This window comes from Rhodopirellula sp. J20-39 (assembly GCF_057365095.1).
The window spans coordinates 4,651,952-4,678,059 of the sequence record NZ_CP195123.1 but is presented as its reverse complement, the minus strand read 5'-3'; the positions used below and the strand labels follow the sequence as shown (position 1 = coordinate 4,678,059).

Sequence of the window (26,108 nt, the reverse complement as noted above, 5' to 3'; positions counted from 1 at the left end):
GAAACATCAGCCCGCCTCACCTCCTCCTCCATTACGCGGTCGCTTTGATATGAAGCGTTTCGTCATCTGCACCCTCGTGCTCGTCATGTTGCCAGCGTCGGGTGTCATCGCGAATGCCGCCGAATCCAGGCCGACCGGTTCTCCGCCGGTCGGCTTGCTCGGCTCGTTCGAACAGTCCGTGTTGCCTTTCTTGCGTCAGCATTGTTTCGATTGCCACAACGCTGACGAGCAAGAAGGGGAGTTCCGTCTCGACAATCTTGCCGCCGACTTTGATTCGATTGGCAATGTCCAGCTTTGGGACGAAGTGATCGGTCGGATCAACGCCGGTGAAATGCCGCCGCCCGACAACCCGCAGCCAACCGCCACCGAGATCGAACGCGTCGTAGATTGGATTGGTGGACGGATCAAGGAAGGCGAGCGTGCCCGGATGTCCAAGCGAGCTTCGGTAGCGTTTTACCGTCTGAGTCGTGAAGAGTATTCCAACACAATCGAGGATCTACTGGGCGTCCAGTACGATGCTTCCGCCCCCGGTCGCATGTCGGCGGATCCAGAATGGAAAGGGTTCGAGCGGATTGGAGCCCAGCTTTCGCTGTCACCGTCGCACGTGGAAAAGTATCTCGCTGCGGCACGCTCAATTCTTGACGCTGCGTATCCTGACAAGGTTGCCGAGACTCGCACCTGGACGAAGGATGCGATCGATATCGACTGGCCCAACCGCGGCCGTCGCGCGGAATTTAAGGAACTGGGGATTGAGGACCAAGTACGTACGTTGATCTGGCCCGGGCATCGTTTATCGAACGTCCAGCCGGTGCATGCTTTCTACGACATGCCGCCAGGCGTCTATCGGGGCAAACTCAAAATCAGCGGCTTGCCATCGAAGGACGGCCGTCGACCCCATGTGGCAATCTATTGCCAGCAACTGGACCGAATGATCTTTGAACAGGATGTGATTGCACCGGAGAAAGAGCCGGTGGTTTTGGAATTCGAAACCTACCTGGAAGGGAAGGTGGCGATGACCATCAACAACGAAGTTGCGGGGCCATCGAATTCCCCAATGTCTGGTCGTCCGACGGGGCAGTATGCCTTCACGACGCTGGACAATCCACTCTCAAGGGCCCCGTGGCAGCGGAAGATGACCGATGAAGATGGAAACGCTCTTTATCCGTTTTTGATCTTCGATTCCATCGAATGGGAAGGCCCTATCGTGGATCCCGCTGAGCAGCAAAAGCGTGATCGCTTCTTGCCGTCTGGCAATTTTGACACCGAAGAGGTTCGTCAGGTCTTGACCCGATTCGCTGGGTTGGCTTGGCGGCGGCCACCCACCGATTCAGAACTCGATCGATACGTGAAGGTTGTCAAAGCAGGAATCGACTCCGGCGAAACCGTTCGAAACGCATGCAAATTGGGCATGCAAGGAATTCTGGCTTCTCAAAATTTCTATTACCTGCGTGAAGGCAGTCCCGACGAAGATCGAACGACTCTTAACGATTGGGAATTGGCATCACGCTTGTCGTTTTTCCTGTGGAGTTCGATGCCCGACATGGAACTGTTGCGGGCAGCCCACGCTGGCGGTTTGAGTGATCCATCAACGCTGAAAACGCAGGTTCGTCGGCTGATGTCGGATGCCAAAATGGATCGGTTCACGGATGCATTTCCGCGGCAATGGTTGCAATTAGGGAGCGTTGGGATGTTCCCACCGGATCAGAAATTGTATCCCGATTACGATCCCTGGCTCGAAAAGAGCATGGTGTTGGAGTCGACGTTGTTCTTTAAAAATGTTTTCGATGGGAACCGTTCGATCCGCGAGTTTTTGGATTCCGATTGGACGATGGTGAACCCGCGATTGGCGGCGCATTACGGCATTGAAGCACCGCCGGCGACTGGATTTCAGAAGGTGTCGCTAAGTCCCGATGACCATCGCGGTGGTCTGCTGACTCAGGCATCCATCTTGTCGTTAACGTCCGATGGAACTCGGCATCGTCCGGTGCATCGCGGCATTTGGGTGTCCGAGGTCATGCTAGGCAAGACACCGAACCCACCACCGGCCAACATCGATGCCATTGAGCCCAACCCGGTAGATCAGCCGCGAGCCACGATTCGGATGAAGTTGGCGGCGCACACCGTTCATGCTCAGTGTGCCGCGTGCCATCGCAAAATCGATCCGCTGGGCTTCGCTTTTGACAACTACGACGCCGTTGGAAGTTGGCGGACCGAAGAATACGTGCAGCACGGAACCGGCAAAAATCCTCCGGTGGATGCCAGTGGCGTGATGCCCGATGGCAGCCCGTTCGCTGGGCCCGAGGAGTTCAAGCAGTTGATGCTGCAGAACTTGGACGGCTTTGGCCAAGCCTTCATCGAAAAATTGGCGACCTTCGCGTTGCGGCGTCCGATGACGGTCGATGATCGCGACGCCATTCAGGCGATCGCGAAGGCCAGCCAGGCTGACGGATATCGCTTGCGAACCCTTGTCGAGAATTTTGTCCTTTCGGATCTTTTCTTGAAACGCTGATTCACTTCCTTCGCATCTCTATTAAGAAGATAACGATGGCTCACTATCACTCATTGCAACGACGGATTTCGCGTCGGCATGTCCTTCGCGGCGCCGGTGCCATGTTGGCTCTACCGATGATGGAATGCATGCGTCCGGTGAAGGCGGCATCGAACGTCGATGGTTCGCCTCGCCGCAGCGTATTCATCTATCTTCCCAATGGCGTCAACACACTTGACTACCAAATCTTGCAAACGGGGAAGGGATATCAGTTCAGCAAGTCGCTGCAACCGCTGGAACGGCATCGCGATCAAATTACGCCGATCAGTGGTTTGCATCATCCCAACGCATTAGGCCACCACCACGGTTGCCAAAGCATTTGGTTAACCGGCGGCAAGATTGGCCCAACCGAGCGAAATTCGATTTCGGTGGACCAGTTGATGGCGAGTCGAACGTCCGCGATGACTCGGTTCTCGTCGCTCGTGCTTAGCAATACCGGTCGATCGTTGTCTTACAATGCCGACGGTATTTCGTTGCCGGCCGAAACCAAGCCAGCGGAAGTGTTTAAGCGTTTGTTCCATATTCCCGAAGGTGGAATCGAGAAAGAACGGCGCGGCTTGCATCAAACTGGCAGCGTATTGGATGCCATCTTGGACGAGTCCCGATCGCTGAAACGCAGGATTGGAAATCAGGACAAAACGCGGCTGGATCAATATCTTTCGTCGGTTCGTGAAGTCGAATTGCGGACCGAGCGAGCCGACCGGTGGCTCGACGTTCCACGTCCGGAAATTGACAATGCCGATCAACGGCGAATCAACCGAGAGGTATCCCAGCAAAAAGTCGGCGAGTATTTTCGGACCATCTACGACTTGATGGTACTCGCCTTTCAAACCGACATGACGCGAGTGATCACGTTCAGTAGCGGTGACGAAGGCAAGGGGTTACCCATCCCAGAAATATCGATCAACCAAACCCGCCATTCTCTTTCTCATCATAACGGTGATCCCGAACAACTTCGCCGGTTGACTGAAAGTGATGCGTTCAATTTCGAACAGTTTGCCTACTTGCTGGATCGCCTTTCGGAGGTCGAAGACGCTAACGGTCCATTGCTAGACACCACCATGCTGCTTTACGGCAGCGGTATGGCGTACGGTCACAGTCACGGCAACGCGAACGTACCCACGATTTTGGCCGGTGGACGCAAGTTGGGACTGCGGCATGGCCAACACGTGGATTACAACGTCGGACACATCGATGGTTACGACGTTACCGATGCCAAGAAGCACTACGGAATTTGCTCGCGTCCGGCGAATGAGAAAGGTCGGCTAAGCAATGTGTTGTTGACGATGGCCCAGCGAATGGGAGTGAACACGGAGACTTTTGCCGATAGCCTCGCTTCCCTATCGGAGATCGAAGCATGATGTGGCTTAAGTCTTTGACTCTGTTGGTGGTGGTTAGTTGCTTGATGTCTAGCGTGGCGGTTGCCCAGTCGAGAGCAAGTATCGCCACGCCAGATCGTTTTCCCGAGCCAGGCACGTCGTATCCGATCGCCGGCGAGTTAGTGATGGTGGATCACGTTAACCGTACTGGAATTATACGTACTGACCGCCTCGACACACGCAATAAGTATCACCAAGATCTGCCGCTCACCTTCGGCATGCTTCCCTATGGAGCGTTGTACTACCACGGCTCACCCGCGACGCTAGGCGACCTCGCTCTTGGCACTCACTTGCATGGTTGGTTTCATCTTGGGCCGGCAGGCGATTTCGAGGTGGAGTTGAAGGAAACCGATTACGCGGCCACGGTCAGTAATGAGCCAAATGACCGTTCGCCGGATTCACCGCTCAGCCAAGCGTTGCGACTGGAAGACGATTTTACGTTTTATCAACGACAACGCATCGGCTGGGAAGTCGTTTCGATTGATGAGACCAAGCATCAGCTAGTCGCGAAACGTGTCGAACTGGAAGAGGCTTCGGTGCTGTCGGAGCTTGCCGGCTATCCATCGGTAGAAGGCCTGACCGGTCAGCAAACCTTTGACTACACCGCAGCGACGCGAGTTTGGCGAGCCGACAAGATCGTTGACCTGAGCGACGTTGCCGCCGGGCAAGTGATGCTGTTCAACATGACGTGGGCGACAATGTACGGGCCTGGGCGGTTGACCGATATTTGGCTTGATGCCGACAGTCGAACCCGGGCAACGGAACAGCAATTTCGAACCTTTGAGCAGCACATGTTCGACCGTGGATTTCCAGGGATGGTGACCAAGATCGACTACTTGGATGCAGGTGCCGGCATCGTGGACATCGAATTCTATTCAGGTTTCGAACCACGGCATCACGACTACTTCCCGGTTAACAAACCCGCGCGTCTTTTGGTGGCGGAATCGAACTTGCGAACCCATGACGCCCATAACGATGGGAAGCATGTACATGTCACGGATTGGATCGATGTTTCGCAGTCAGTGCAGAAATCGGAGTCCGGATCTACAACGCGGCCGGCGGACGAGTCTCGAGGTGGACAACCGATATCGCCCGGTAGCAGCGGCTATGGCATTCGCATTCGAATGCCGGAACTTCTAGAAGGTGTTCGGCCAGGCCGAACGGTCCGAGTCCAGGCCGGAACCTGGACTCGCTATAGCTTGCCTCGAGAAGAGAAGATCGCTCCGTTCGACATCCGTCCGCAACGGATTGTGGTGCCGACCCAATAGCGATGGTGCTTGGCCCTAGAACGCAGTTTGGCTTGATAACCAAACACTGGTCGACATTCGTCCAGTGAAAAATGCGTGGACGGTTGGATCATGGGTTTCGCTTGGATTGCTTCTCAACAGAAAGGCTACTGAGCATTCATCTTTTTGCTCGCATATCCTGTTCGATCTTTTTCATTTCTTCCGGTTTGATTTGCTGTGTTTCAGCCATGATTCTCTCATATTCGGCAATTGCTTCAGGATCACCGGTGCCGATGAGCTTAGGTTCATCGGATCCGCATCCGGTTGCCATCAGGCAGCATGCGAAGAGCATCAGGGTGGCGAAGAGTTTCATCTCAATCTCTCTGAATAAGGAACATTGGCGAAGTATTGAACGATTCAGACGCCTTGTCTGATTCCCTCAGAGGCTAATGCCGCAGATTCGCGTGATATTCCGATTAAAAGCACTGTTTTGTGAAATTTGGTTGCAAATTTCGGGTTTGTTGAGTATTTCCGTGATTTTTGAGCAATAGGCGTGACGCTAGATTGGAGCCGCGCCATCTGGAAGGGCAGGCTAGTTTTCCTAATGGGCTTCCTATGTTGTTGAATTTCTCGCCCTCGGCTTTGCTGGTCCGAATTAACGCCCCGGGCGCTAGGCTGCATCGAATCTCTTTTTCCTACCAATTGATAAATGTGAGATGACATGTTGAAGAAGAATGTTTCGAGGCCAAACGGCTTCACGCTAGTAGAGCTTTTGGTGGTGATCGCCATTATCGGGGTTCTTGTGGGCCTCTTGTTACCGGCCGTTCAGGCCGCTCGCGAAGCCGCTCGTCGAATGAGTTGTAGTAACAATTTCAAGCAGATTGGGCTCGGCTTGCACAATTACCATAGCGCGTACGACCAATTGCCGACGCAGGGAGCGGGCACCCGCTCTGCCACTGACCACCACTGGTGGGGTGATAAAAATGACGGCAATTTGCACCGCCTAAGTTTCCTAGTTGGCGTGACTCCATTCATCGAGCAACAGGCGATTTGGGAGCAGATGAGCAACAAGAGTTCGATCAATACGGACAATGACCCAGCTGGTTACTCCGGTGGTTGGGGGACTCCAGCGTTGCCTTGGAACGAGTTTGGACCGACGCCGGATCGCCGCATGTATGTTCCTTGGTCGAGTGAGATTCCCGGTTTCCGCTGCCCTAGCGATCCTGGTACTGGCTTGCCCGCCCTAGGGCGAACTAACTATGCGGCTTGCATGGGCGATTCCATCGTCTGGTCCAACAAAGGTTATCTCGATATCCGGGGGTCAGGCAGTCCGGCAGTAAACAATTTCAAAACCAACGAGACCTACAGCAAGCGGACGCGAGGTGCGTTGCGAGGCATGTTTGTCACGATGAAGCCAACTAGTTTTCGTGACATGCTCGATGGACTTTCTAACACGATTGCTTGTGGTGAAATTGCGACCGACTTAGGTGACCGAGATGTACGGACCTCTTTGACCCACAAGGCTGGTGCTGTCCTCTCCGAATCAGTGATTCGTGAGAATCCGTCAGCCTGTCAGGATGACCCTGCTCCGTTGATCGATCCAGCTCGTCCTCAGTTCTGGCACGCTGACACTCCGCTTGGTAATCAAGCTTACGGGCGAGGGTATCGATGGCATGATGCGATGGCGACCTTCTCGGGATGCTTCACCATTTTGCCGCCTAACAGTGAGAGCTGCATGTACGACGATAATCAACCCTTTTGGGGTAGTGGAGTGCTTGGAATGTCCAGTCGCCACCAAGGCGGTGCTCACGTGTTGATGGGTGATGGTGCGGTGAAGTTCATTACCGACTCTGTCGAGGCCGGGGATTCGCGTGCAGGAATGGTTTACAATGAAGGCTCGGGAACTCAGTCGCCTGGATCGAAAAGCCCTTATGGCTTGTGGGGTTCACTTGGCACGCGTGCTTCCAACGAAGTAATCGATAGCGAGCTCTAGGCTGCGAAAGGTTTTGTTTAGCCGACAGAACTTAACGCAGATAGCACGCTCGAAAACTTGAAAGCGTCTCCTCGAAAACATACCGTCAGGTGCCCCAGGCATCTGGCGGTTTTTTTGGGGCAGTTGTTTGCTGAGACGCAACCGACGCGTCGATAGTGGGGCATCGATGAAGTCGCATGAGTGAGCTATCGCGACAGTTAGGGCTGTTTTGCCGTAGTGCCGAATTCGGTGAAGCTACCCGGTATGGGTGTTGCCTCGTAATTAGGGAAAGACCATCGCCATCAGGTTGGTCGGTGGGTATTTGTGCAGTGGCTGGCGGTCTTTGCTGATTTTTGAGCGTTTAGCGTGACATAGGAGGACCGCCGCGCCATTTCTAACGGCAGGCTAGTGCTCCTACGGGCCCTTTAGCGTTGCCGAGGTTTCCTGACGTGGCTCCCTTTATTGACAGGGGCGTCGCGTGGTCTGGTCTGCACCGGATCTCCTTTCCGCCCCACTGGATCACTGCGAGCTGCTATGACGAAAAAGAAATTTGCTAAGCCCATCGGCTTCACACTAGTGGAGCTCTTGGTCGTGATCGCCATCATCGGCGTTCTGGTGGGTCTCTTGCTGCCAGCGGTTCAGGCTGCTCGCGAAGCCGCACGCCGGATGAGTTGCAGTAATAACTTCAAGCAGATAGGGCTGGGTATCCACAATTACCACAGCGCCTATAAGCAAATGCCGACGCATGGTGCGGGTACACGATCGGCAAACCGGCATTATTGGTGGGGTGATCAAGACGATGGAAACCAGCATCGTCTAAGCATCCTCGTCGGGATCACTCCCTTTGTGGAACAGCAGGGGCTGTGGGAGCAAATGAGCAACAAGGATTCTACGAATGCCGATAACAGCACCTCCGGTTGGGGAACTCCCGCGCAGCCTTGGAATGAGTTTGGCCCCACGCCTTACCAACGCAAATACGTTCCATGGTCGACTGAGCTTCCAGGCTATCGGTGTCCGAGCGATCCAGGTTCAGGTTTGCCCGCACTAGGACGTACTAACTACGTGGCTTGCTTGGGTGATTCCATGATTTGGGCCGACTTCGGATTCCTGAATGTGCAAGGTGTGAATGTGGGTGGCGTTAACGTGAATATGTACGAGAACACCGAGAACAACAGCAAGCAGACGCGAGCATCGTTGCGAGGTGTCTTCGTTACAATGAAGCCCACCAAATTCCGTGATGTGTTGGACGGACTTTCGAATACGATCGCGTGCGGAGAGATCGCAACCGACTTGGGAGACAAGGACGTACGAACCATCCTGACAAAGGGATACGGCGGAGTGACCTCCGAAGCTACTATCCGGCAGAATCCATCAGCTTGTAGAGACGATTCGACGCCACTTATTGATCCCGCTCGTCCTCGATTTTGGCATGCCGACGCGACTGTCGACTCAGCCACTCATGGACGGGGGTTTCATTGGTCCGACGCAATGTTGGTGCACGGTGCCTGCCTTACCATCTTGCCGCCCAATCGCGAGATTTGTGGCTGGGTCGATCACGGAGCCTATCGCGGGTCGAGCGTGGTCGGCATGTCCAGTCGGCACCAAGGTGGTGCACACGTCTTGATGGCCGATGGGGCAGTTAAGTTTGTAACCGACTCGATCGAAGCGGGGAGCTCCACTGCGGGAATGGTTCGGTTAGGCGGCTCCGACGGGCAAACTCCAGGATCCATCAGCCCCTATGGTTTGTGGGGTGCATTGGGAACGCGTGCATCTCGCGAAGTAATTGATGCCGATTTCTAAGCGAGTCAGAGTTTGGTATGACTAGCAAAGCCAATTGCAAATGACTTCCTCAGGAAATTGAGATCGTGTACTCGAAAACATACCGCCAGGTGCCCACACGCATCTGGCGGTTTTCTTTGGTCGCGGTTGTTTTGCTGGGATGCAGTCGTGGGGCCGAGGATGCGGTTCCAGGTGATCGCTCAGTGGAGTCTGTCGCGTCGGATTCCGTGATGCTGGAAAACGCAGTCGTGGTGGAACCCAAGGTTGCCGAGCGAGAGGACTCCGGTTCACGCAGTGCCATGCAGCCGCCAACGAAGTCGCGGGAAGATTTCATTGCGGCAGCTGGACGGTTTGCTGAACAAGGTGAATTCGGCCAAGCGTCGAAGTCTCTGCGGCAGTGGTTGCTGATCGATCCCACGGATGTCGAGGTGCTTTTTCGATTGGCGAACATCCAAGCGGCGAGCGGCCAGTTGGACCAGGCTGTGGAGCTACTCGATGAAATTCCAGAGGAGCATCCCGAAGCTGGGCTACCAGCGTTGGGGCAATCGGCGGATTGGTGCTTTCGTTTGCAGCGATATCAAGAAGCGGAGCTTCGCTACCGGAAGGTCATTGCGAAGGTGCCTGACGCGGTTCCTCCACGTCGTCAACTGGCTTATCTGTTGAATCGACAAGGGCGTCGACACGAGGCGGCTGAGCAGCTGTTCGAACTGTGCCGGCAAGGCGACGTTCACCAAGATGAACTTCATGCGTTGGTCGCGTTGACCGATGCAATGTACGACGATCCATCGCATCCTGAACTGCTGAAGCCGGAGACGCTTCCCTATTGGCCCATTGGCGAGAGCGGTGAAGCTCGACAGCTTTTTGCGTTACAGCAATACGAAGACGTAATCGCTAAGTTACACGCGGTGGTTGAATCGGGGGACGCAACACCAGCGGCGGTTGCATTATACGGACGTGCTGCGGCCGAGGCTCAGGACGACGAGAAGTTCTTGTGGTGGCTAACGCAGGTGACTCCCCAGATAAAAGAGTTTGCGGACTATTGGGCCGCGATCGGCGTGTATGAATCAAGGCATCGGCGTTTTAGGGAAGCGGTTCGCGCGCTGGCGGAAGCTTTGGAACGAGATCCAACCGATTTCTTTTCGATGGGCCGAATTCGGCAGCCGTTGATCGCTTTGGGTGAGGTGGACTTGGCGCGGCGGTGGAGTTCCCGCTGGGCGGCGACACGTGAGGTTATCAAGTTCAACAACCAAGTCGCCGAGTTCAATGAGCCCAATTTGGATGCGATTGCGGGGCTTGCTGACAATCTGTTGAAGCTGGGACGCCGTTTGGAAGCGGTGTTATGGAAGTCGATTGAAACTAGCTATCGAGGTGCTGATGCGTCTGAGCTGAAACGGCTGGATGCCGAGCGTCGTCGCGTGGTCAGTTCGGCACAGGAAGCACCAACTCAAGAAGAACGTTTGTGCGGAATGGACCTCAGTCGCTATCGGTTGCCAGAACTAAATTCTTCATCAGCCGAATCGTTCAAGGTCCGCTTGGCACAGAGGGAGGAGACCAAGCTGGGCTCGGCCAGTTTCGTCAATGTTGCCGCTGAGGTGGGTTTGGCTCACACTTATCGAGTTGCTAGCGCCCCTGTCTCTCAGCAATTTTCGATTCATCAGACGCTCGGCGGCGGAGTCGCGGTGATCGATTTTGATTTAGATGGTGCAGCTGATCTGGCGATGGCTCAGGGTGGTAGCGATCCGCCGGGATCGAACGGCCAGCTTTCCAACCTGCTTTTTCGAAACCTCGGCTCAAAGCTCTTTGACGTGACCAAGCCCAGTGGAACCGTGGAGACTCAGTACAGCCTCGGGCTAACATCCGGAGACTGGAATCAAGATGGGTTTCCTGACTTGGTGGTGTCGAATATTGGTGTGAGTGCGTTGCTGATCAACAACGGCGATGGCACGTTTGAACGACAGCCGCTTGCAAAGACAAGTGACCTCGATCGCGTTCCTTCGTCCGTCGCAATCGCGGACATGGATGGAGATCATTTGCCCGACATCTTCCAGTGCGTTTATGTCGATGATCCCAAGATCAATCGGAAGCCCGCGTTGGATGCGTCGGGGCGAGTCCGACGAGCGGTGTCGCCTGGTGAATACAACGTGGGGGCTGACTTAATCTTCGTCAATGACGGTGCGGGTGGCTTTCGGGCGAAGCCGTTTAGTTCGCATGATCGAGATCACAGCTATGCACTGGGCGTCGTCGTGACCGACTTAGACGGTCTTCCCGGCAACGAAATCTTTGTGGGTAATGACCTGCAGCCGAACCAGTTTTGGGTTCATAACGATGGGCCGGGGCAGTGGAACGACGTGGCATCACTGAAAGGATGTGCGTTCGACGGCAGCGGGATCGCGACCGGATCGATGGGGATCGCGATCGGCGACTTTGACGCCAGCGGAACGGTCGATATCCATATCAGCAATTACGAAAACCAGAATTCAAGCCTCTTCCTTGCTGACCAGGACGCCTATCAAGACCGCACCGTGCACCTCCACCTTGCTGAGCCGACTCGTAAGATGGTTGGATTCGGCTCGCAGGCTATTGATATCAGCAATAATGGAAACCTCGATCTTGTCGTGACCAATGGGCACCTGGATGACACGCTTGAGAACCGATCCGAGTTTCGTCAGCCGCCGCAATTGTTTTGGAACTCAGGAAGTCGTTTTCAGCCCTTGGAAGTGACCGATCCTGCGGGGTATTGGAAGACGAACTACCTCGGGCGGGGGCTGGCTCGGCTGGATTTCAACCAGGACGGGAAGAGCGACATTGTGGTCACTCACATCGATCAGACATCTGCTTTGTTGATAAACCGGACCGAATCCAGCAACCACTGGTTGCAGGTTCAACTGGTTGGAACGGAGAGCGAGCGTGACGCTGTCGGGGCCAAGGTTCGAGTCCGGTGGGGAGAGCGTGAATCTGTGGAGTGGGTAGCGGCAGGAGACGGCTATCTAAGTTGCAACGAATCTGTCGTTTCGTTTGGGCTCGGTGGTGAGGCGACGCAGTTGGAGTTGTTGGTCGACTGGCCCAGTGGGAAACGCCAGGTCTTCAAGAATGTCGAAGTCGATCAGCGTGTTTTGGTCGTCGAAAACCAAGCTGAGCCCGCGAAATTGAGGTAGCGGGCCATGCGTGGCGATCTAGCGAGTCCGTTTTTCGTGAACGGTGCTAGGGACTTGCTGCTCTGTTCGCGACGATCAGGCTCTGAATTCGAGGCGATTGACGTACCGGGTTAACCACTGGTTGTTCGGGATCGAGTATTTACTGAGCTGAGCGGTTAACCACCGATTATTCGGGCGAGAACAGGCTTCATTCAGCCAGAAAATGGGATTCCGAGCGAGCGGGCAGTGCCCTAGGCAAGGCATGCCATTATCCTTGTTTTAGGTGTGACAATCCCCCTTTTTGCGCCATTCACTAATGGCGAGGATAATCGCAGCATTCACCTCGTTGCGAGAGAGCTGGAGACGACCAATGGAAACACAAGAAACCGAGATTCGACCACCTGACGACTTCGTTCGCGAGCTGACGCGATCGCAAAATCGCTTGTATGGATTCGTGCGCTGTTTGCTGTTTGATCCTAAGGACGTTGACGACGTCCTGCAGGATGTGAACGTCGTTTTGTTGCGAAAGTCCGGTGAATTCGAAATGGGAACCAACTTCTGGGCATGGGCGTCGACGGTTGCCCGTTTTCAGGTGCTGACCTATTGCAAACGACTCGGTCGCGACCGGCTTGTTTTCGACGACCAGTTGCTGGAATTGATCGCCTTGGATGTCAAGGACATGGAAGCTGAAATCGACGATCGCATGGAAGTATTGCAGGGTTGCATGGAAAAATTACCGACGCCGCAACGGCAGCTTTTAAGTATGCGTTACGAACCTGATTCGTCGCTGCGGATGATTGCCGATTCGCTCGGCCGCACGGTCGGTTCGGTGCGACAAGCACTGTACCGAATCCGTGAGTCTTTACTGGGATGTGTGCAACAAAACTTGAAGGCTTCGTAATGGATGATCAACCGAAACCGTCCCAGCCAAATCTGCAATCGATTGGCGACGATCGTGAACTCGCTGAACTGCTGTCGCTCGCTTTGGACGACACCCTCGATGCGGCAGGTTTCGCTAAGTTGCAGGATCGATTGAAAACAGATCCGGATGCACGTAAGTATTACATTCGCCATCGGCTGCTCGAGGCTGGGATCGCACGAGAGGTCTCCTTCGACGCCGTGGGCGGAATGGTGGATCAGATTGGGTATGATGCCGATGCCAGGTCATCGCTGCCGCCCGACCCGATTCAGGTAGCCACTGAAAAGTTAGAAGCTGATCTTCGAAACGATTCTTCTTCGGGGGGCAGTGATCCCGTGAATCTGAAATCGGACGGTGAGTGTTCACGTGGCAATCGTTGGTACATGTGGCTTGCCCAGCATGCGGCTGTGATCGTGCCGTGGATCTTGTTGGCGAGTGGCTGCATTGCGTTGATGGTTGGTTTGCGTGCGCGGTCATCTTTTGATGACTACACCGTCGTGTTGCCCGAACGTGTCGATGTTGCCAGTGTGGACCATGCGGTAAGTCAAGTAACAGCAATGTTGGTCGACGAAGCGGGTGCCAAGTTCGCCAATGACCGATCAACGGACGATGTGGTCTTCAATCCGGGTGAATATGAGTTGCTCGAAGGCACCGTTCACTTGCGGTTCGCCAGTGGGGCGGACTTGGTTTTGCAAGCACCTGCTCTGCTTCGCATCGACGATAAGCTGCATACTCGATTGGCATTCGGTTCGGTCCGCGCAATTGTGCCTCCGTCAGCGCATGGATTCACTGTCGCCACCACGGACGTGAACTTCGAGGACGTCGGCACCGAGTTTGGATTGAGCGTTTCGAAGAAAACGGGCGAGAGCACGATGCAAGTGTTCGATGGTCAGGTGAACGTTCGAGAATCGAAGTCGAACGACTTGATGAAGAGCGTGCACGAAGGTGGTTGGGTCCGCTATGCCGACGGCAAGGCGAAGCTAGGCGAAAAACCGCAAGCTTCCCAGTTCCCTTCACCGGGTGAAATTGGATTTCTGCGTTGGAAAGCCGTTCGTCAACAACACGTAAATGATCCTAGTTTGATTGGCTGGTTCCCGTTCACCAGGCAAGCAGATCCTCGGACTCTTGAAAACGCGGTCATGAATTCACCGGTGACCTCAGGCCGGGTGTCGGGACCCCGTTGGGTATCCGGCCGTTGGGATGGTAAGGATGCGTTGCTGTTTGATCGTGACACCGACTTCGTCGAATTCGAAATTCCGGGTAGGTATGACGAACTGACCATTGCCGTTTGGATGCAAGTCGACCGACTGGATCGCGAGATGATTGCGATCTGCAATTCGAACGAAGGTGATGACGGAGATTTGCACTTCCAGATGAACCGTTACGGGCTGCCGCGAGGCGGCATCATGTCCGCACCGCGTAAAAGCTTCAAATGGGTTGGCAATCCTGTGCCGGTCGGCAAATGGGTGCACGTGGTTTCGGTCACGTCCATCAATCAGCGTCGAAGCGACATCTATGTCAATGGAAAACCGGTAATGACTAGCGAATTGGGCGAAGGTGATTACGTAATCCAGCCCGGCGTTTGTCGGCTTGGAAATTGGTTGCCCTATGGCCAGTACTTAGGTCGCCCGTCTCGTATTTTGAATGGACGGATGGACGAAGTCGCGATCTGGAATCGTGCTTTGAAAGACGATGAAATTTCAAAGTTGGTTGACGAAGGCCGTCCTAGCTTAGTGTGGTCGAGTGAAAACCCGGCACTCGAACATCCGTTGCCCAACCCTAGACCTTATTGATCCACTTCCCACCTTTCCCCACTTGGCTTTTTGCCACGGTACCTACCCCGCCACCTGCCTGCCTCTCCCGCCTTAGGAATCGAACATGTCAAACCAATACCGATCTAGCGATGCGCCTAACCGCAGCGGTTGCAAAGGATTTCGCTCAATGACGAACCGCCGCGCCGCCATTCAGGCTGGGGTTTGCGGCGGTCTTGGGCTTTCATTGGGGGACATGTTTCGTATTCACTCGCACGGTGGTGAAGCCTTCAGCATGGTGAAGGGGCAAACGCTCAAAGACCCGAAGGCTCTCAGTGTGATCCAGCTGCACCTGGGCGGCGGCTTCCCACAACACGAGTCGTTCGATCCGAAGCCGGAATCTCCCGTCGAGTACCGTGGTGCGTTTGGGATCAACAAGACCAACACGGGCGAGATCTTCAGCGATAATTTCCCGAACACCGCAAAGGTGGCTGACAAGTTAACCGTCATCCGCAGCATGGTGGGAAAGATCCCGGATCATGCGGTCGCGACTTACCATCTATTCACTGGGTATACGCCGACGGCCGTGATTGATTTCCCGCAAATGGGATCGATCGTTTCACACGAGCTGGGCAAGCGTGGCGATCTTCCGCCCTATGTGGCGATCCCAAATAACCACAGTTTTGCTGGCGGTACTGGATTCCTAAGCAGTACGCATGGTCCCTTTGAATTGAATGCGGATCCGGCCGAACGGAACTACAAAGTCAAAGACTTCTCGATTCCAGAACGCGTTTCAATGGAGCGTTTTGGTCGCCGCAAAACAGCGCGAGAGATCATTGAACAGAAGATTCGAAGTCTGGAAGCGGATCCGACCACGCTCGACACGATGGACGATTTTTATCAACAGGCTTACACCTTGTTGACCTCGAAAGAGTCGCAAGCGGCCTTCGCACTGGACGGCGAGACGGAAGAAACGTTCGAGCTTTATGGACGTGACGTCGTGGGGCTGAAGGGCCCCGACAACAAGTTCCATCCTAAGGGACTTGCTGAGAAAATGATCGTGGCACGTCGTTTGGTGGAATCGGGCGTGCGGTTCGTCACGGTAACCTACGGCGCCTGGGATTCGCACGTGGACGTTAAGAAGGATTGCTTGGATCAGATGCCAGCATTGGACCATGCGATCGCGGGTTTGATCACTGATTTGGATCGTCGTGGATTACTGGATACCACAATTTTTTGGGTCACATCCGAGTTCGGCCGAACTCCCAAAATCAACAACACGAGCGGCCGTGACCACTGGGCTCGAAACTACTCCATGCTTGTTGCGGGCGGCGGTTTTTCGCGCGGCTTGGTCTATGGAGTGAGTGATTCGATTGGCGGTGAACCTGCACGCGACGCGGTGCCATTGGAAAACCTGATGCACACGATCTACCACCAGCTTGGCATTGATGCCAACAAAGAACTACTAGCGTTCGGTACGAGGCCGATTGAGATCATCAAGGATGGCAAATTGGTCGAAGGTTTGCTGAGTTAATCGGTACACACTCGACCTTTTAGACGCCCCACCTACCCTCCTGCCTTTTCCTACCGATCCATTATGCACCTACGCAAGCTTGTTGTTGTGTTGTCGCTGTTTTGTGTGTCCAACGTATGCACCGCGGCGATGACCAAAGCTATCGAATCCGTTCAACCGCGGATTGCCCAACGCGGGACGACTGTCGAGGTCATCATCAGCGGTGTGTCTTTGGATCAGCCTAAGGAGATCATCTTCTTTCAGCCTGGTATCCGCGCACTCGATATTCGGCCGACGGATGAACCTCCGAAACGACGGCACGCGATGCACGGTGGATTGATTGCCGAGTCCGTGGTTTGCCAATTTGAAATTGCCGCCGATTGTCCCGTAGGCGAGCACGCGTTTCGGCTCCGTACGGCTGACGAATTGACACACATCGCGACCTTTCATGTGACGCCGTTTCCCGTCATGGACGAGAACGAAAAAGGTCACAACACCAACGATGATTTCGATACCGCGATCGAGGTGAACGCGAATGTGAGCGTCCGCGGTCGATTGAACAACGGTGCAAGAGGCGATGTTGACTTGTACAAGGTACCCGTGAAGGCGGGCCAACGGTTGGCTGTCGAAGTCGCGTGTGCTCGGATTGCGGATACGCACTATGGTGACTCCGAATTCGATACGGCTGTTCGAGTTTTAGATGAGGGTGGCCGAGAATTGGCGGCGAACGATGATAATTCGCTGTTGATCCAAGACCCACTCCTGTCGACCAAAGTGCTGCGGGATGGGTATGTGTTTGTGGAGGTGGGCCGATCCATCTTTGTCCCTTCAGACCGACCCTATTGTGTTCACATCAGTGATACTCCGCGTCCGTTGGCGGCTTATCCACCCGGTGGACAGGCTGGTTCCGACGAGCGTATTCGCTTGATCGGCGATGCTTTGGGAGACACCGATCAAGTAATTCGAATTCCTGAAAAGGAAGGGACGTTTGACTATTTCGGACAGTCGCCGACCGCGATGCCACTTCGCAGTAGTCCTTACGCTAACGTGCTTGAAGACTCGAAAGCAGATGTGACTGTGGTCGAGTCCTTGCCGATCGCCATTAACGGGATCATCGATTCGGGTGAAGAGTTGGATCGCTATCGCGTGAGGGTTAGCAAGAACGATCGCTGGCATGTCCGGGTTTATTCGACAACCTTGGGATCGCCGATCGATCCTACACTGCGAATCCGGCCTCTGGACGCTGACGGCAAGCCTGGTAAACCGGAAGTCAACGTGGATGACGTTACGTTAGAAGAGCGTGACGTGTACGGGACGAACTATCGATCGCGTAGCGGGCTGCCTGATACGCTTGACCCATCGGTCGTTTGGGAGCCTAAGCAAGATGGCGACTATCTTATCGAGCTGCTTGATTCCAGCGGAATGGGCGGCCCAACCGGTATCTACCGCATCGAAATTGAATCACCGCGCACTCTCTTTCAAACCGTACTCAAAAGCACTACTTTTGACTGGACCGAGTCCATGCGTGTTAGCGGTCTGGCGGTTCCGCAAGGCAATCGCTGGACGATCAACGTCAGCATGCCTCAAGGTCAATGCGACACGATCAAGGGTGACTTTGAAATTGTCGCTAATGGTTTGCCCGAAGGAATGGAGTTGATCGTGCCGCCGTTGCCCAAGGGTAAGATTCCTGGCATTTGGCCAATGCAGTTCGTTGCTGCGGCGGATGCCAAGCAAGGTGGAGCGGTGTTCACGCTGGACGCGATCCCGGCCGATCCCAACGAAAAGGTCGAGAGCCGATCTGTTCAACAGGTGCCTTTTATCAATCACTCCGGGGGTGACGCTTGGAACACCGTGCGAGTTGATAGCTACATTGCGGCCGTCGTTGAGCCGGCTCCATTTTCGATCGAGTTGATCGCACCCGCGGTGCCGTTGGTGCGAGGTGGTGAATTAGCGGTGCCGGTTCGAGTTCATCGGCAACCTGGATTCGATGGCGCGATCGAGTTTGGCTCCGTTTGGTCACCGCCCGGGCTTGCGATTCAGCCACCGCAAACGATGGAACCCGGTGAGTCGGACGGCTTTCTACGAATTTCGGCCACCAAGAATGCTCAGCTTACGACTTGGCCGTTGGTCGGGATCGCGAGCACGGTGCGTGATGACATGGACCCCTTCTTGGGAACCGGGCACACTCGGGTTTCCTCGCAATTTATTGAGCTCACCGTTGCTGATCCTTACGTGGAATTGGCCGCAAAACCAGAGAGCGTTCGTCGCGGTGAAAAGAAGCTGTTCGTTTGGAACGTGAAACAAAAGAATACGTTCGATGGTGAAGCTAAGGTCCGACTGCTTGGTTTGCCCAAGGGCGTTGAGGTCGTTGATCCGATGCCAACTTTGACCAAGGAATCCAAGGAGGTCAGCTTTCAAATTGAAGCGACTAACGAGGCGTTGCTTGGCTCGGCGACTGGCTTGTCTTGCGAAATTGTCCTAGAAGCTGGCGGCCAAGAAATCATTCAGCGATCGGGGAACGGAGTGCTTCGAATTGATCCCGGTCAAGGTTGATCGATCACCGACCCTTCCCGCCTCGTTTATCCCACCTAACCAAAACCGACATCGCCCGGCAAACCTAGACCAGGCATTGAGGAATCCCACCATCATGAATCGCTTACTTTTAGCCTTCCACACTCTCGCGTTCATCCCAAACTCGACCAAGAAATGGTGCAGCTATTCGTCACGCTGTCTATTGATCGGAATAGTGATCCTAACGATTACAAGCGGGACGGCGATCTCAGCGGGAGATGCGGATGCGACCCCGAGTTTTCGGCGGGACGTCATGCCGGTGTTCTTTCGCGCCGGTTGTAACGCAGGGTCCTGTCATGGTGCGGCCAGTGGCAAGGACGGCTACATGTTGTCGTTGTTCGGGTACGATCCCAAAGGGGACTATCACCGCACGGTCAATGAGATGGTTGGACGGCGTGTGAATACCGCGGCCCCGGAACAGAGCCTATTGTTGCTTAAGTCGACTGGCGATGTGGCCCATACCGGTGGCAAACGGTTTGACAAGGAAAGCGAGCTTTATCGAACGTTGCACCGTTGGATTGCTGCCGGTGCACCGGATGATGCTGCATCGGTGCCTGAAACGGTGAAAGTGATTCTTTCCAAAAAGCGTTTCTTGTTCGAAGAGAAGGGGCAGCAGGACATCTTGCGCGTGGGAGCGATAGCCAGCGATGAATCCAAAAGAGAAGTCACCTCGCTGGCTCGTTATCACAGCAGCAATGAAAGCGTGGCAACGATCGACGACAACGGTCACGTGACCGCCGTAGGACCTGGCGATACCTACGTGTTCGCTCGGTACAGTCGGTTCACGATCGGTGCGGAAGTCATCGTGTTGCCGCCCGCCGAAGGTTTTCAGTGGCCCAATCCAAAGGCTGAGAATTACATCGATGAATTGGTCTTCGATCGGTTGCAGAAACTGCGAATTACGCCGTCGGAAGTGTGTGATGACGAGACTTTCTTGCGACGGGTGACACTTGATTTGGCGGGTCGTACTCCGACGACGGAGGAGTATTACGCGTTCATGAACAGTGACGGCGATCGAGCGGCTAAAATTGACGAGCTGCTGGCCAATGACGAGTTTGCTGATTTGTGGACAGCACTTTGGGCTGAACAATTACGAATCATCGGGGGCAATTACGCTCCTGCAGCGACTCACGTGAAGGCGGCCATGTCGTTCTATGAGTGGATTCGCAAGCAGATGCGTTCCGGTCGTCCGCTGAACGAGTTCGTTGAAGAAATGGTGGGCGCGTCAGGCAGCAACCTGACCAACGGTCCGGCCAACCTTTACACGATGATGGTTCACGGCCCTCGGTTCGAACCGAAGGCGTTTGCGGCGGACTTTTCGCAGGTGTTTCTTGGTGTGCAGATTCAGTGCGCCGAATGTCACAATCATCCATTTGATCGCTGGACCCAGGACGACTATTACAGTTTCGTTAGCTTCTTTGCCGGGATGAAACGAAAACCCGGTGTCGAGCCTCGTGAACGACGGATCTATTACGATACCTCCACCCCACCGGTGAAGCATGTGGTTGATCAGCGGCCGATGCCCGCTCGAGTATTAGGCGGCGTCAATCCAGTTGAGTCCGAGGGCGATCCACGCAAGGCCTTGGCGGAATGGTTAACCTCGCCAGACAACGAGATGTTCAGTCGGAATATTGCCAACCGTATCTGGGCACAATTGCTGGGGACGGGCATCGTCGAACCGGTTGATGACATTCGCGTCAGTAACCCTCCGGTGAACGAACCTTTGCTGGACGCTTTGTCAAAGCGGTTGGTGCAATCGGGATTCGACTTGAGAACGATGGTGCGTGATATTTGCAATTCGCGGGTTTACCAATTGAGCGTGAAGCCCACCGCATCCAACCTCGCTGATACCCGCCAATTTTCGCATGCTCACTTGCGGCACCTTCGCGCGGATGTGTTGCTGGATTCGGTGACAACCGCAACTGGAATGCAGGCTTCGTTTAAGGGGTTTGCTAGCGGGACGCGAGCCATCGACTACTTCCCAATCTCGGGCGGTGATACCGGGGGGCCTAACTATGGAATGCCGTTCTTCAAGACGTTTGGACGTTCCAGTCGCGCCACCGTATGTGCGTGCGAAACGAATAAACAGCCGACCTTGTCTCAAACGTTGCACCTGGCAGTTGGCGAGACGGTGCAGGATCGATTGTGGGCCGCCGGGCAGGTGAAAAAGTGGGTGGCCACAAAAGAAACTCCAGAAGAAATCCTGGAAGAGCTTTTTGTGCGGGCGCTTAGTCGCCAGCCGTCTGAGGACGAGCTTCTAGCCTTGGTTGAGACGGTGGGTGACTCGACGAAGGATCCTGGTGCCTACGAAGACATCTTTTGGGGACTGCTGAATTCGACTGAGTTCTCGTTTAACCATTGATCGGTTTTGGCGTCCTTCGATAGGTCGCCTTCGTCTTACACATCTGCTGCGTCGAGTCGCCACTACTTAGCTAAGTCCATGAATTTTAAACCTTTGAATCCTTTTGTCTCGCTCTTGTTGACGCTGCCGTTTGCGATCGTTCTTGCATTAGGAACCACCGGGAGCGTTAACGCGGAGCAAATGACGGAAGCTGAAAGCGGTGAAAAGCCCGTCACCTACGACGATCACATCGCTGCGATCTTGAAACGTCATTGTTTGCAATGTCACGGTGACTCTAAACAAGAGGCCGGATTCAATATGGCCAGCTACGCCGGCGTCGCTGGCAACGATGAATTGGTGGTCGCCGGGCGATCCAGTGCCAGTCGTTTGTTGGAAATCATTGTGGCTGAGGATCCAATCGAGCGGATGCCGCCGGAAAATGATCCTTTGCCGAAAGAGCAAGTTGCGTTGATCAAGGCTTGGATCGACTCCGGGCTTCGTGAGAATTCAGGCAGCAAAGTTGCTAAGAAACGGGAAGTCGAATTCCAACCGACTTCGATGGCTGACATTGATGACGGTCCGGCACCTTTGCCGGAGAACTTGCCCGCGTTGGATCCGGTCAAGACGGTTCGTCCGTTTCCAGTAATCGCCATGGCTAGTAGTTCTCGGGCTCCTTTAGTTGCCGTTGGCTCCTATGAACGAATCGAGTTGATCCATACCGAAACGCAGGAACCCATCGGCTCGCTAGCGTTCCCCGAAGGCGAACCGCACGTGTTGCGATTCAGTCAATCAGGTCGATTGTTGATGGCCGCAGGTGGCCGCCCAGTGCAGAATGGCGTGGCAGTGTTATTTGATGTGAAGACCGGCCAACGCTTGGCGGAAATCGGTGATGAAACTGACGCCATCATCGCCGCAGATATTTCTCCTGATGAGCGGCGGATCGCAATTGGTGGTTCCGGTCGCGTGGTGAAAATCTTCTCGACCGAGACCGGTGAGGTTATCAACACGTTGGTCAAACACACCGATTGGGTGACAGGGATAGCATTCAGTCCCGATGGGAAGTTGTTGGCGTCGGGTGACCGAGTCGGCAACATTCATCTTTGGGATGCGGAAAGCGGAGGAGTCGTGCGGCCATTGGCTGAGCACAAAGCATCCATAACCGCGTTGTCGTGGCGATCCGATTCGCAGGTGTTGGCTTCCAGTGGCGAAGATGGGCTGATCGTTTGGTGGGAAGTCGCCAAGGGATGGCCGTTGTATTCCCAAGCCAAGGCTCACCCTCCGAAGCGGCCTGCTGGCGTGTACGGTGACATTCCTAACGGGGTCATGGATGTGCGATTTGGTACGACTGGTGAGTTAGTCAGTTGTGGTCGGGACAAGAAGGTACGTGTTTGGTCCACCGCTGGTAAGGAAAACAAAGCGATCGCGATCAAGTTGGATGAAGGTGAAAGCAACATCGAAATTCTACCGTTACAATCGGTGCTGACTTTTGACGGTGCCACGGCGATTACAGGAGATTCCGCTGGCGCCCTTCATGTTCATGCCGCCAAACAGAAGTGATGCTGATGCGAAATCGCCAATTGGGAACTCGTCGGAGCTGGATCGTTATTGCCGTGGCATGTGTTGCCAGTCTCGGTGCGGCGGGCCACGAGGTTGCGGCTGCGGATGAGCCGAACCCAGATGGCCTGGCGACGCAAGTCGAAAGTCCCCTAGGCGGCGAGCTGCATTCAAATGATGTTCCACATGATTTGGACATCATTGACTGCCACACGCATTTCTATGACCCAAGTCGACCGGAGGGTGTGCCTTGGCCGAGTGAAGATTCAACGTTGTATCGGACGGTATTGCCGCGTCATTTCCTTGCTTTAAACCAGTTTCGCCCGGTTACTGGAACCATCATTGTCGAGGCCAGTTCACGGTTGGAGGACAATGATTGGTTGCTCAAACTATCGGAGCCGAATCCGTTTGTGCTCGGAATTGTTGGTCGCTTGGAACCAGGGAATCCTGACTTTGCTAACCATGTGAAACGCTTTGCAGCCAACCCGCTGTTTCGTGGGATTCGAGTCAACGTTGTTGTGCTCAAGAGGCAACTTGATGCGAACGAGCTGGCCGATTTTGAGTTGTTGGCAAAGCATGGTCTGGCACTCGATGTTAATGGCGGACCGGATACGCCTGCCGCAGTCGCCAAGCTTGCTGAAAAGGTTCCCGGCCTTCGCATTGTACTGAATCACATCGGAAACGTTGCGGTAACATCAGCCGCTCCACCTGAAGCTTGGCAAACAGGAATCAGAGCGGCGGCAGGTCATCCCAATGTGTTTTGCAAAGTATCCGCCTTGGTTGAAAGTGCGGCTCACCACAGCGGCAAGGCCGCGCCGGAGGATCTGGCTTTCTATCGCCCCTATTTCGATGTGGTGTGGGACGCGTTTGGCGAAGACCGAGTGATCTACGCCAGCAACTGGCCCGTGTCGGAGCGAGGTGCCAGTTATGAAACGTTGCAGCGACTCGCGTTTCAATACGCTGCCGAACGTGGCGACGAGGCTATTCGCAAGTTTGCGTCGCTAAATTCAAAGCGAGCCTATCAGTGGACCGAACGTCCCGGTCGCCGCAATGAATTCAGCGGCCAATAGACGCTGCCTTCCTTTTTTATTTCCTATTCGTCCGGCTTCCGCGTCAAACCATTCTATGCATCCACTCGACTATTTCGTTGTCGCCGCGTACCTAGGCTTAATGCTTGGTTTGGGCGTCTTTTTCGGACGTAACCAATCTCGCCGTGAGTTTTTTGCTGCTGGCAACACGATGGGCTGGCTACCGGTTGGATTGAGTGTGATGGCAACGCTGTTTTCATCGAACAGCTTTGTGTTTTATCCAGCCGCGGCGTTGGGCGACAGCTTGCGAATCGGTTTATCGCTGGTCGCCTTCGCATTGATGACGCCAATCGTGATCATGGTGTTCATTCCGGTTTATACACGGCTGAAGGTGGAGACGGCGTACCAGTACTTGGAGCTTCGCTTCCACGTATCCGTTCGAATTCTAGCAAGTGGTTTGTTTATCCTGTTGCGGATTGGTTGGATGGCATCGGCGACCTATGCAGCGTCAGTGGTTGTTTCGAGCGTGATGGGCGTTTCGCAAATCGCGGTTATCGTGGGCTTAGGCATTGTCTCGGTTGGCTACACGATGGTAGGCGGCTTGCGAGCGGTCATGTGGACGGACGTGATTCAGTTCTTCGTTTTCGTCACGACGATTTTGGTAACGCTTGGCTTGATCTTGCAGTTAACCGACGCAAGCGTTTCGGAAATCTTCCATACCTACTTTGATGGACGCGAGGGGTTGGTTGTCGATTTCACTCCGTCGATGACTTTACCGTATGGCAGTTGGGTCATTTTGATCGGCGTGTTCTTGGAAGGATTGTCCGCGTTTGGCGCGGATCAAGTTGCCGTTCAACGCTATATCTCGTCTCGCTCGGAACGATCATCGCAGCTTGGGGCCGCGTTGAACTTGTTAGGGATGTGGATTGTAATTCCTGGCCTGATGATGATCGGCGTCGGATTGTTTGCCTACTTCACTCAAAACCCTTCCGAGCTGGGCGAGGGGGCGTTGCTTGAGATCCTAGCGGGAGATTCGAATGTTGCGGATCGTGCATTGCCGGACTTTGTGCGAATGCATTTCCCCGCCGGTTTAGCTGGTTTGTTTTTAGCTGCTTTGATGGCAGCGATTATGTCTAGCATCGACTCCGGTGTTCACTCGGTCACGACCGCTGTCGTAGTGGACTTTCGCGACCGGTTGTTCCCTCAATTTCGACCTGCCAACGAGCGAGCTGAAATTCGCTGGATTCGAACGTTGGTGGTCATCATTGGTGCCATCACGATCACGTTGGCTTGTTTCGTTGGACCTTTAGGAAACGTCTTTGACATCTGCAAGATGCTGACGGCTGCCTTCGGTGGTCCGTTGCTGGCGATCTTCATTTTGGCATTCTTTTCACGCCGAGCCACTTGGTTGGCGGTTTTGCTAAGCGTTTCCATTTCGACGTTGTTCACGCTCGCGTTAATGTGCACCCAAGATTGGTTTTCGATCTGGTACTGGCCGATCGGATTTGGCACCGCGATGCTGCTAGGTTGGGCCGCCAGTTACTTACAGCCTGCGGTACCGACGCAGTACACGTATTTCCAGATCATCAAGGCTCCTCGATCATGAATCTGAAGGAGGTCGACTGATGAAGTTTCAAGAAATGAGCTCGCGTACGCTGTCCCAAGTAGACCGCGAGCGAACCTTGGTTGTGATTCCAACGGCGGCGGTGGAGCAGCACGGTCCGCATATGCCGACGGGGACCGATGCGATTATTGGCACCGCGGTCGCCGAGGCACTCGAGACTCGCTTAAGTGCGGATGTTTTGCTGGCCCCAACGCTTTGGTTTGGTGCCAGTGCGCATCACTTGCGATTGGGGGCAACATTTGATGTTTCGCTGGATGCTTATGTTGCAACGGTTACAGATTTGCTTCGCTCATTGCTCAACGACGGATTCAAGCGAGTTCTGTTGTTGAACGGTCATGGTGGGAATATCGACCCGTTGAAGGTCGCACTTCGCAATTTGCAACCTAGTCACCTTGACGCTCTTTTGGCCGTCGGTAATTACTGGTCGGCAGCCGATGAGTTGCTGGGAAACGTCTTGGAGGGCGATCCAAGACAGGTTGGGCACGCTTGTGAATTTGAAACATCGCTTGTCATGCATCTTCGTCCGGAACTCGTCGATCAGAGTCTCCTTCCTGAAACCGGATCGTTAATTCCAGATTCAATCGACGGGATGTACGTGTGTCGAGATTTGAAGCAACGCACTCATCATGGCTTCACCGGCCATCCCGATCTAGCCTCGGCGGACAAAGGGAAACGTCTGTTCGACGGCATTGTGGAACAATTGACAAGTACTGCAGAACAATTACTCCAGCAACCGCTGGGAACTATCTACCAAGACTTCACGAATTAG

At 54.4% G+C, this 26,108-nt stretch carries 16 protein-coding genes; 15 read left to right on the top strand and 1 reads right to left on the bottom strand.

The window, feature by feature from the left end:
- The first annotated feature begins 49 nt into the window (after positions 1–49).
- The 3 genes from ACR3ZL_RS17005 to ACR3ZL_RS16995 are packed head-to-tail and all read left to right on the top strand — an operon-like array spanning position 50 to position 5,195.
- Complete coding sequence (locus tag ACR3ZL_RS17005) at positions 50–2,509, top strand: DUF1592 domain-containing protein (RefSeq protein ID WP_473651928.1); 2,460 nt, start codon at positions 50–52, stop codon at positions 2,507–2,509.
- Between the two features lie 35 nt (positions 2,510–2,544).
- Complete coding sequence (locus tag ACR3ZL_RS17000) at positions 2,545–3,909, top strand: DUF1552 domain-containing protein (RefSeq protein ID WP_473651929.1); 1,365 nt, start codon at positions 2,545–2,547, stop codon at positions 3,907–3,909.
- Positions 3,906–5,195: a hypothetical protein gene (locus ACR3ZL_RS16995; protein WP_473651930.1), complete on the top strand. Its 1,290-nt coding sequence runs from the start codon at positions 3,906–3,908 to the stop codon at positions 5,193–5,195. The genes ACR3ZL_RS17000 and ACR3ZL_RS16995 overlap by 4 nt, the downstream gene beginning before the upstream one ends.
- Positions 5,196–5,331: 136 nt before the next feature.
- Here the strand turns inward: ACR3ZL_RS16995 and ACR3ZL_RS16990 are convergent, their stop codons facing one another.
- Positions 5,332–5,526, bottom strand: coding sequence for a hypothetical protein (locus ACR3ZL_RS16990; RefSeq protein WP_473651931.1), 195 nt, complete (start codon positions 5,524–5,526; stop codon positions 5,332–5,334).
- A gap of 348 nt (positions 5,527–5,874) precedes the next feature.
- On the opposite strand from ACR3ZL_RS16990, the gene ACR3ZL_RS16985 reads away from it, so the two are divergent.
- The 12 genes from ACR3ZL_RS16985 (at position 5,875) to ACR3ZL_RS16930 (ending at position 26,108) form a co-directional block, all read left to right on the top strand.
- On the top strand, positions 5,875–7,146 hold the full coding sequence (locus ACR3ZL_RS16985) for a DUF1559 family PulG-like putative transporter (protein WP_473651932.1): 1,272 nt from the start codon (positions 5,875–5,877) through the stop codon (positions 7,144–7,146).
- Positions 7,147–7,659: 513 nt separating this feature from the next.
- A complete protein-coding gene (locus ACR3ZL_RS16980) occupies positions 7,660–8,925 on the top strand; it encodes a DUF1559 family PulG-like putative transporter (RefSeq protein WP_486172804.1) in 1,266 nt (421 codons plus the stop codon).
- Between the two features lie 65 nt (positions 8,926–8,990).
- Positions 8,991–12,059 carry an FG-GAP-like repeat-containing protein gene (locus ACR3ZL_RS16975; RefSeq protein WP_486172803.1) on the top strand — a complete coding sequence of 1,023 codons (3,069 nt, stop codon included), beginning with the start codon at positions 8,991–8,993 and terminating at the stop codon, positions 12,057–12,059.
- Positions 12,060–12,408: 349 nt separating this feature from the next.
- On the top strand, positions 12,409–12,939 hold the full coding sequence (locus tag ACR3ZL_RS16970) for a sigma-70 family RNA polymerase sigma factor (RefSeq protein WP_486172802.1): 531 nt from the start codon (positions 12,409–12,411) through the stop codon (positions 12,937–12,939).
- Positions 12,939–14,750 carry a LamG-like jellyroll fold domain-containing protein gene (locus ACR3ZL_RS16965; RefSeq protein WP_486172801.1) on the top strand — a complete coding sequence of 604 codons (1,812 nt, stop codon included), beginning with the start codon at positions 12,939–12,941 and terminating at the stop codon, positions 14,748–14,750. Before ACR3ZL_RS16970 ends, ACR3ZL_RS16965 begins: the two co-directional genes overlap by 1 nt.
- 148 nt (positions 14,751–14,898) lie before the next feature.
- Positions 14,899–16,242: a DUF1501 domain-containing protein gene (locus ACR3ZL_RS16960; RefSeq protein ID WP_473651937.1), complete on the top strand. Its 1,344-nt coding sequence runs from the start codon at positions 14,899–14,901 to the stop codon at positions 16,240–16,242.
- A 63-nt stretch (positions 16,243–16,305) separates the two neighbouring features.
- Positions 16,306–18,774, top strand: coding sequence for a serine protease (locus tag ACR3ZL_RS16955; protein WP_473651938.1), 2,469 nt, complete (start codon positions 16,306–16,308; stop codon positions 18,772–18,774).
- 94 nt (positions 18,775–18,868) lie between these two features.
- Positions 18,869–21,154: a DUF1549 domain-containing protein gene (locus ACR3ZL_RS16950; RefSeq protein ID WP_486172800.1), complete on the top strand. Its 2,286-nt coding sequence runs from the start codon at positions 18,869–18,871 to the stop codon at positions 21,152–21,154.
- Between the two features lie 78 nt (positions 21,155–21,232).
- Positions 21,233–22,690, top strand: coding sequence for a WD40 domain-containing protein (locus tag ACR3ZL_RS16945; RefSeq protein WP_473651941.1), 1,458 nt, complete (start codon positions 21,233–21,235; stop codon positions 22,688–22,690).
- A gap of 5 nt (positions 22,691–22,695) precedes the next feature.
- On the top strand, positions 22,696–23,757 hold the full coding sequence (locus tag ACR3ZL_RS16940) for an amidohydrolase family protein (protein ID WP_473651942.1): 1,062 nt from the start codon (positions 22,696–22,698) through the stop codon (positions 23,755–23,757).
- A 55-nt stretch (positions 23,758–23,812) separates the two neighbouring features.
- Positions 23,813–25,321, top strand: a complete 1,509-nt coding sequence (locus tag ACR3ZL_RS16935) for a sodium:solute symporter family transporter (RefSeq protein ID WP_473651943.1) — start codon at positions 23,813–23,815, stop codon at positions 25,319–25,321.
- A 19-nt stretch (positions 25,322–25,340) separates the two neighbouring features.
- Complete coding sequence (locus ACR3ZL_RS16930) at positions 25,341–26,108, top strand: creatininase family protein (RefSeq protein ID WP_473651944.1); 768 nt, start codon at positions 25,341–25,343, stop codon at positions 26,106–26,108.

Coding starts and splice junctions, on each gene's coding strand:
- ACR3ZL_RS17005 (WP_473651928.1), top strand. CDS start 50: ATGAAGCGTTTCGTCATCTGCACCCTCGTGCTCGTCATGTTGCCAGCG.
- ACR3ZL_RS17000 (WP_473651929.1), top strand. CDS start 2,545: ATGGCTCACTATCACTCATTGCAACGACGGATTTCGCGTCGGCATGTC.
- ACR3ZL_RS16995 (WP_473651930.1), top strand. CDS start 3,906: ATGATGTGGCTTAAGTCTTTGACTCTGTTGGTGGTGGTTAGTTGCTTG.
- ACR3ZL_RS16990 (WP_473651931.1), bottom strand. CDS start 5,526: ATGAAACTCTTCGCCACCCTGATGCTCTTCGCATGCTGCCTGATGGCA.
- ACR3ZL_RS16985 (WP_473651932.1), top strand. CDS start 5,875: ATGTTGAAGAAGAATGTTTCGAGGCCAAACGGCTTCACGCTAGTAGAG.
- ACR3ZL_RS16980 (WP_486172804.1), top strand. CDS start 7,660: ATGACGAAAAAGAAATTTGCTAAGCCCATCGGCTTCACACTAGTGGAG.
- ACR3ZL_RS16970 (WP_486172802.1), top strand. CDS start 12,409: ATGGAAACACAAGAAACCGAGATTCGACCACCTGACGACTTCGTTCGC.
- ACR3ZL_RS16965 (WP_486172801.1), top strand. CDS start 12,939: ATGGATGATCAACCGAAACCGTCCCAGCCAAATCTGCAATCGATTGGC.
- ACR3ZL_RS16960 (WP_473651937.1), top strand. CDS start 14,899: ATGACGAACCGCCGCGCCGCCATTCAGGCTGGGGTTTGCGGCGGTCTT.
- ACR3ZL_RS16955 (WP_473651938.1), top strand. CDS start 16,306: ATGCACCTACGCAAGCTTGTTGTTGTGTTGTCGCTGTTTTGTGTGTCC.
- ACR3ZL_RS16950 (WP_486172800.1), top strand. CDS start 18,869: ATGAATCGCTTACTTTTAGCCTTCCACACTCTCGCGTTCATCCCAAAC.
- ACR3ZL_RS16945 (WP_473651941.1), top strand. CDS start 21,233: ATGAATTTTAAACCTTTGAATCCTTTTGTCTCGCTCTTGTTGACGCTG.
- ACR3ZL_RS16940 (WP_473651942.1), top strand. CDS start 22,696: ATGCGAAATCGCCAATTGGGAACTCGTCGGAGCTGGATCGTTATTGCC.
- ACR3ZL_RS16935 (WP_473651943.1), top strand. CDS start 23,813: ATGCATCCACTCGACTATTTCGTTGTCGCCGCGTACCTAGGCTTAATG.
- ACR3ZL_RS16930 (WP_473651944.1), top strand. CDS start 25,341: ATGAAGTTTCAAGAAATGAGCTCGCGTACGCTGTCCCAAGTAGACCGC.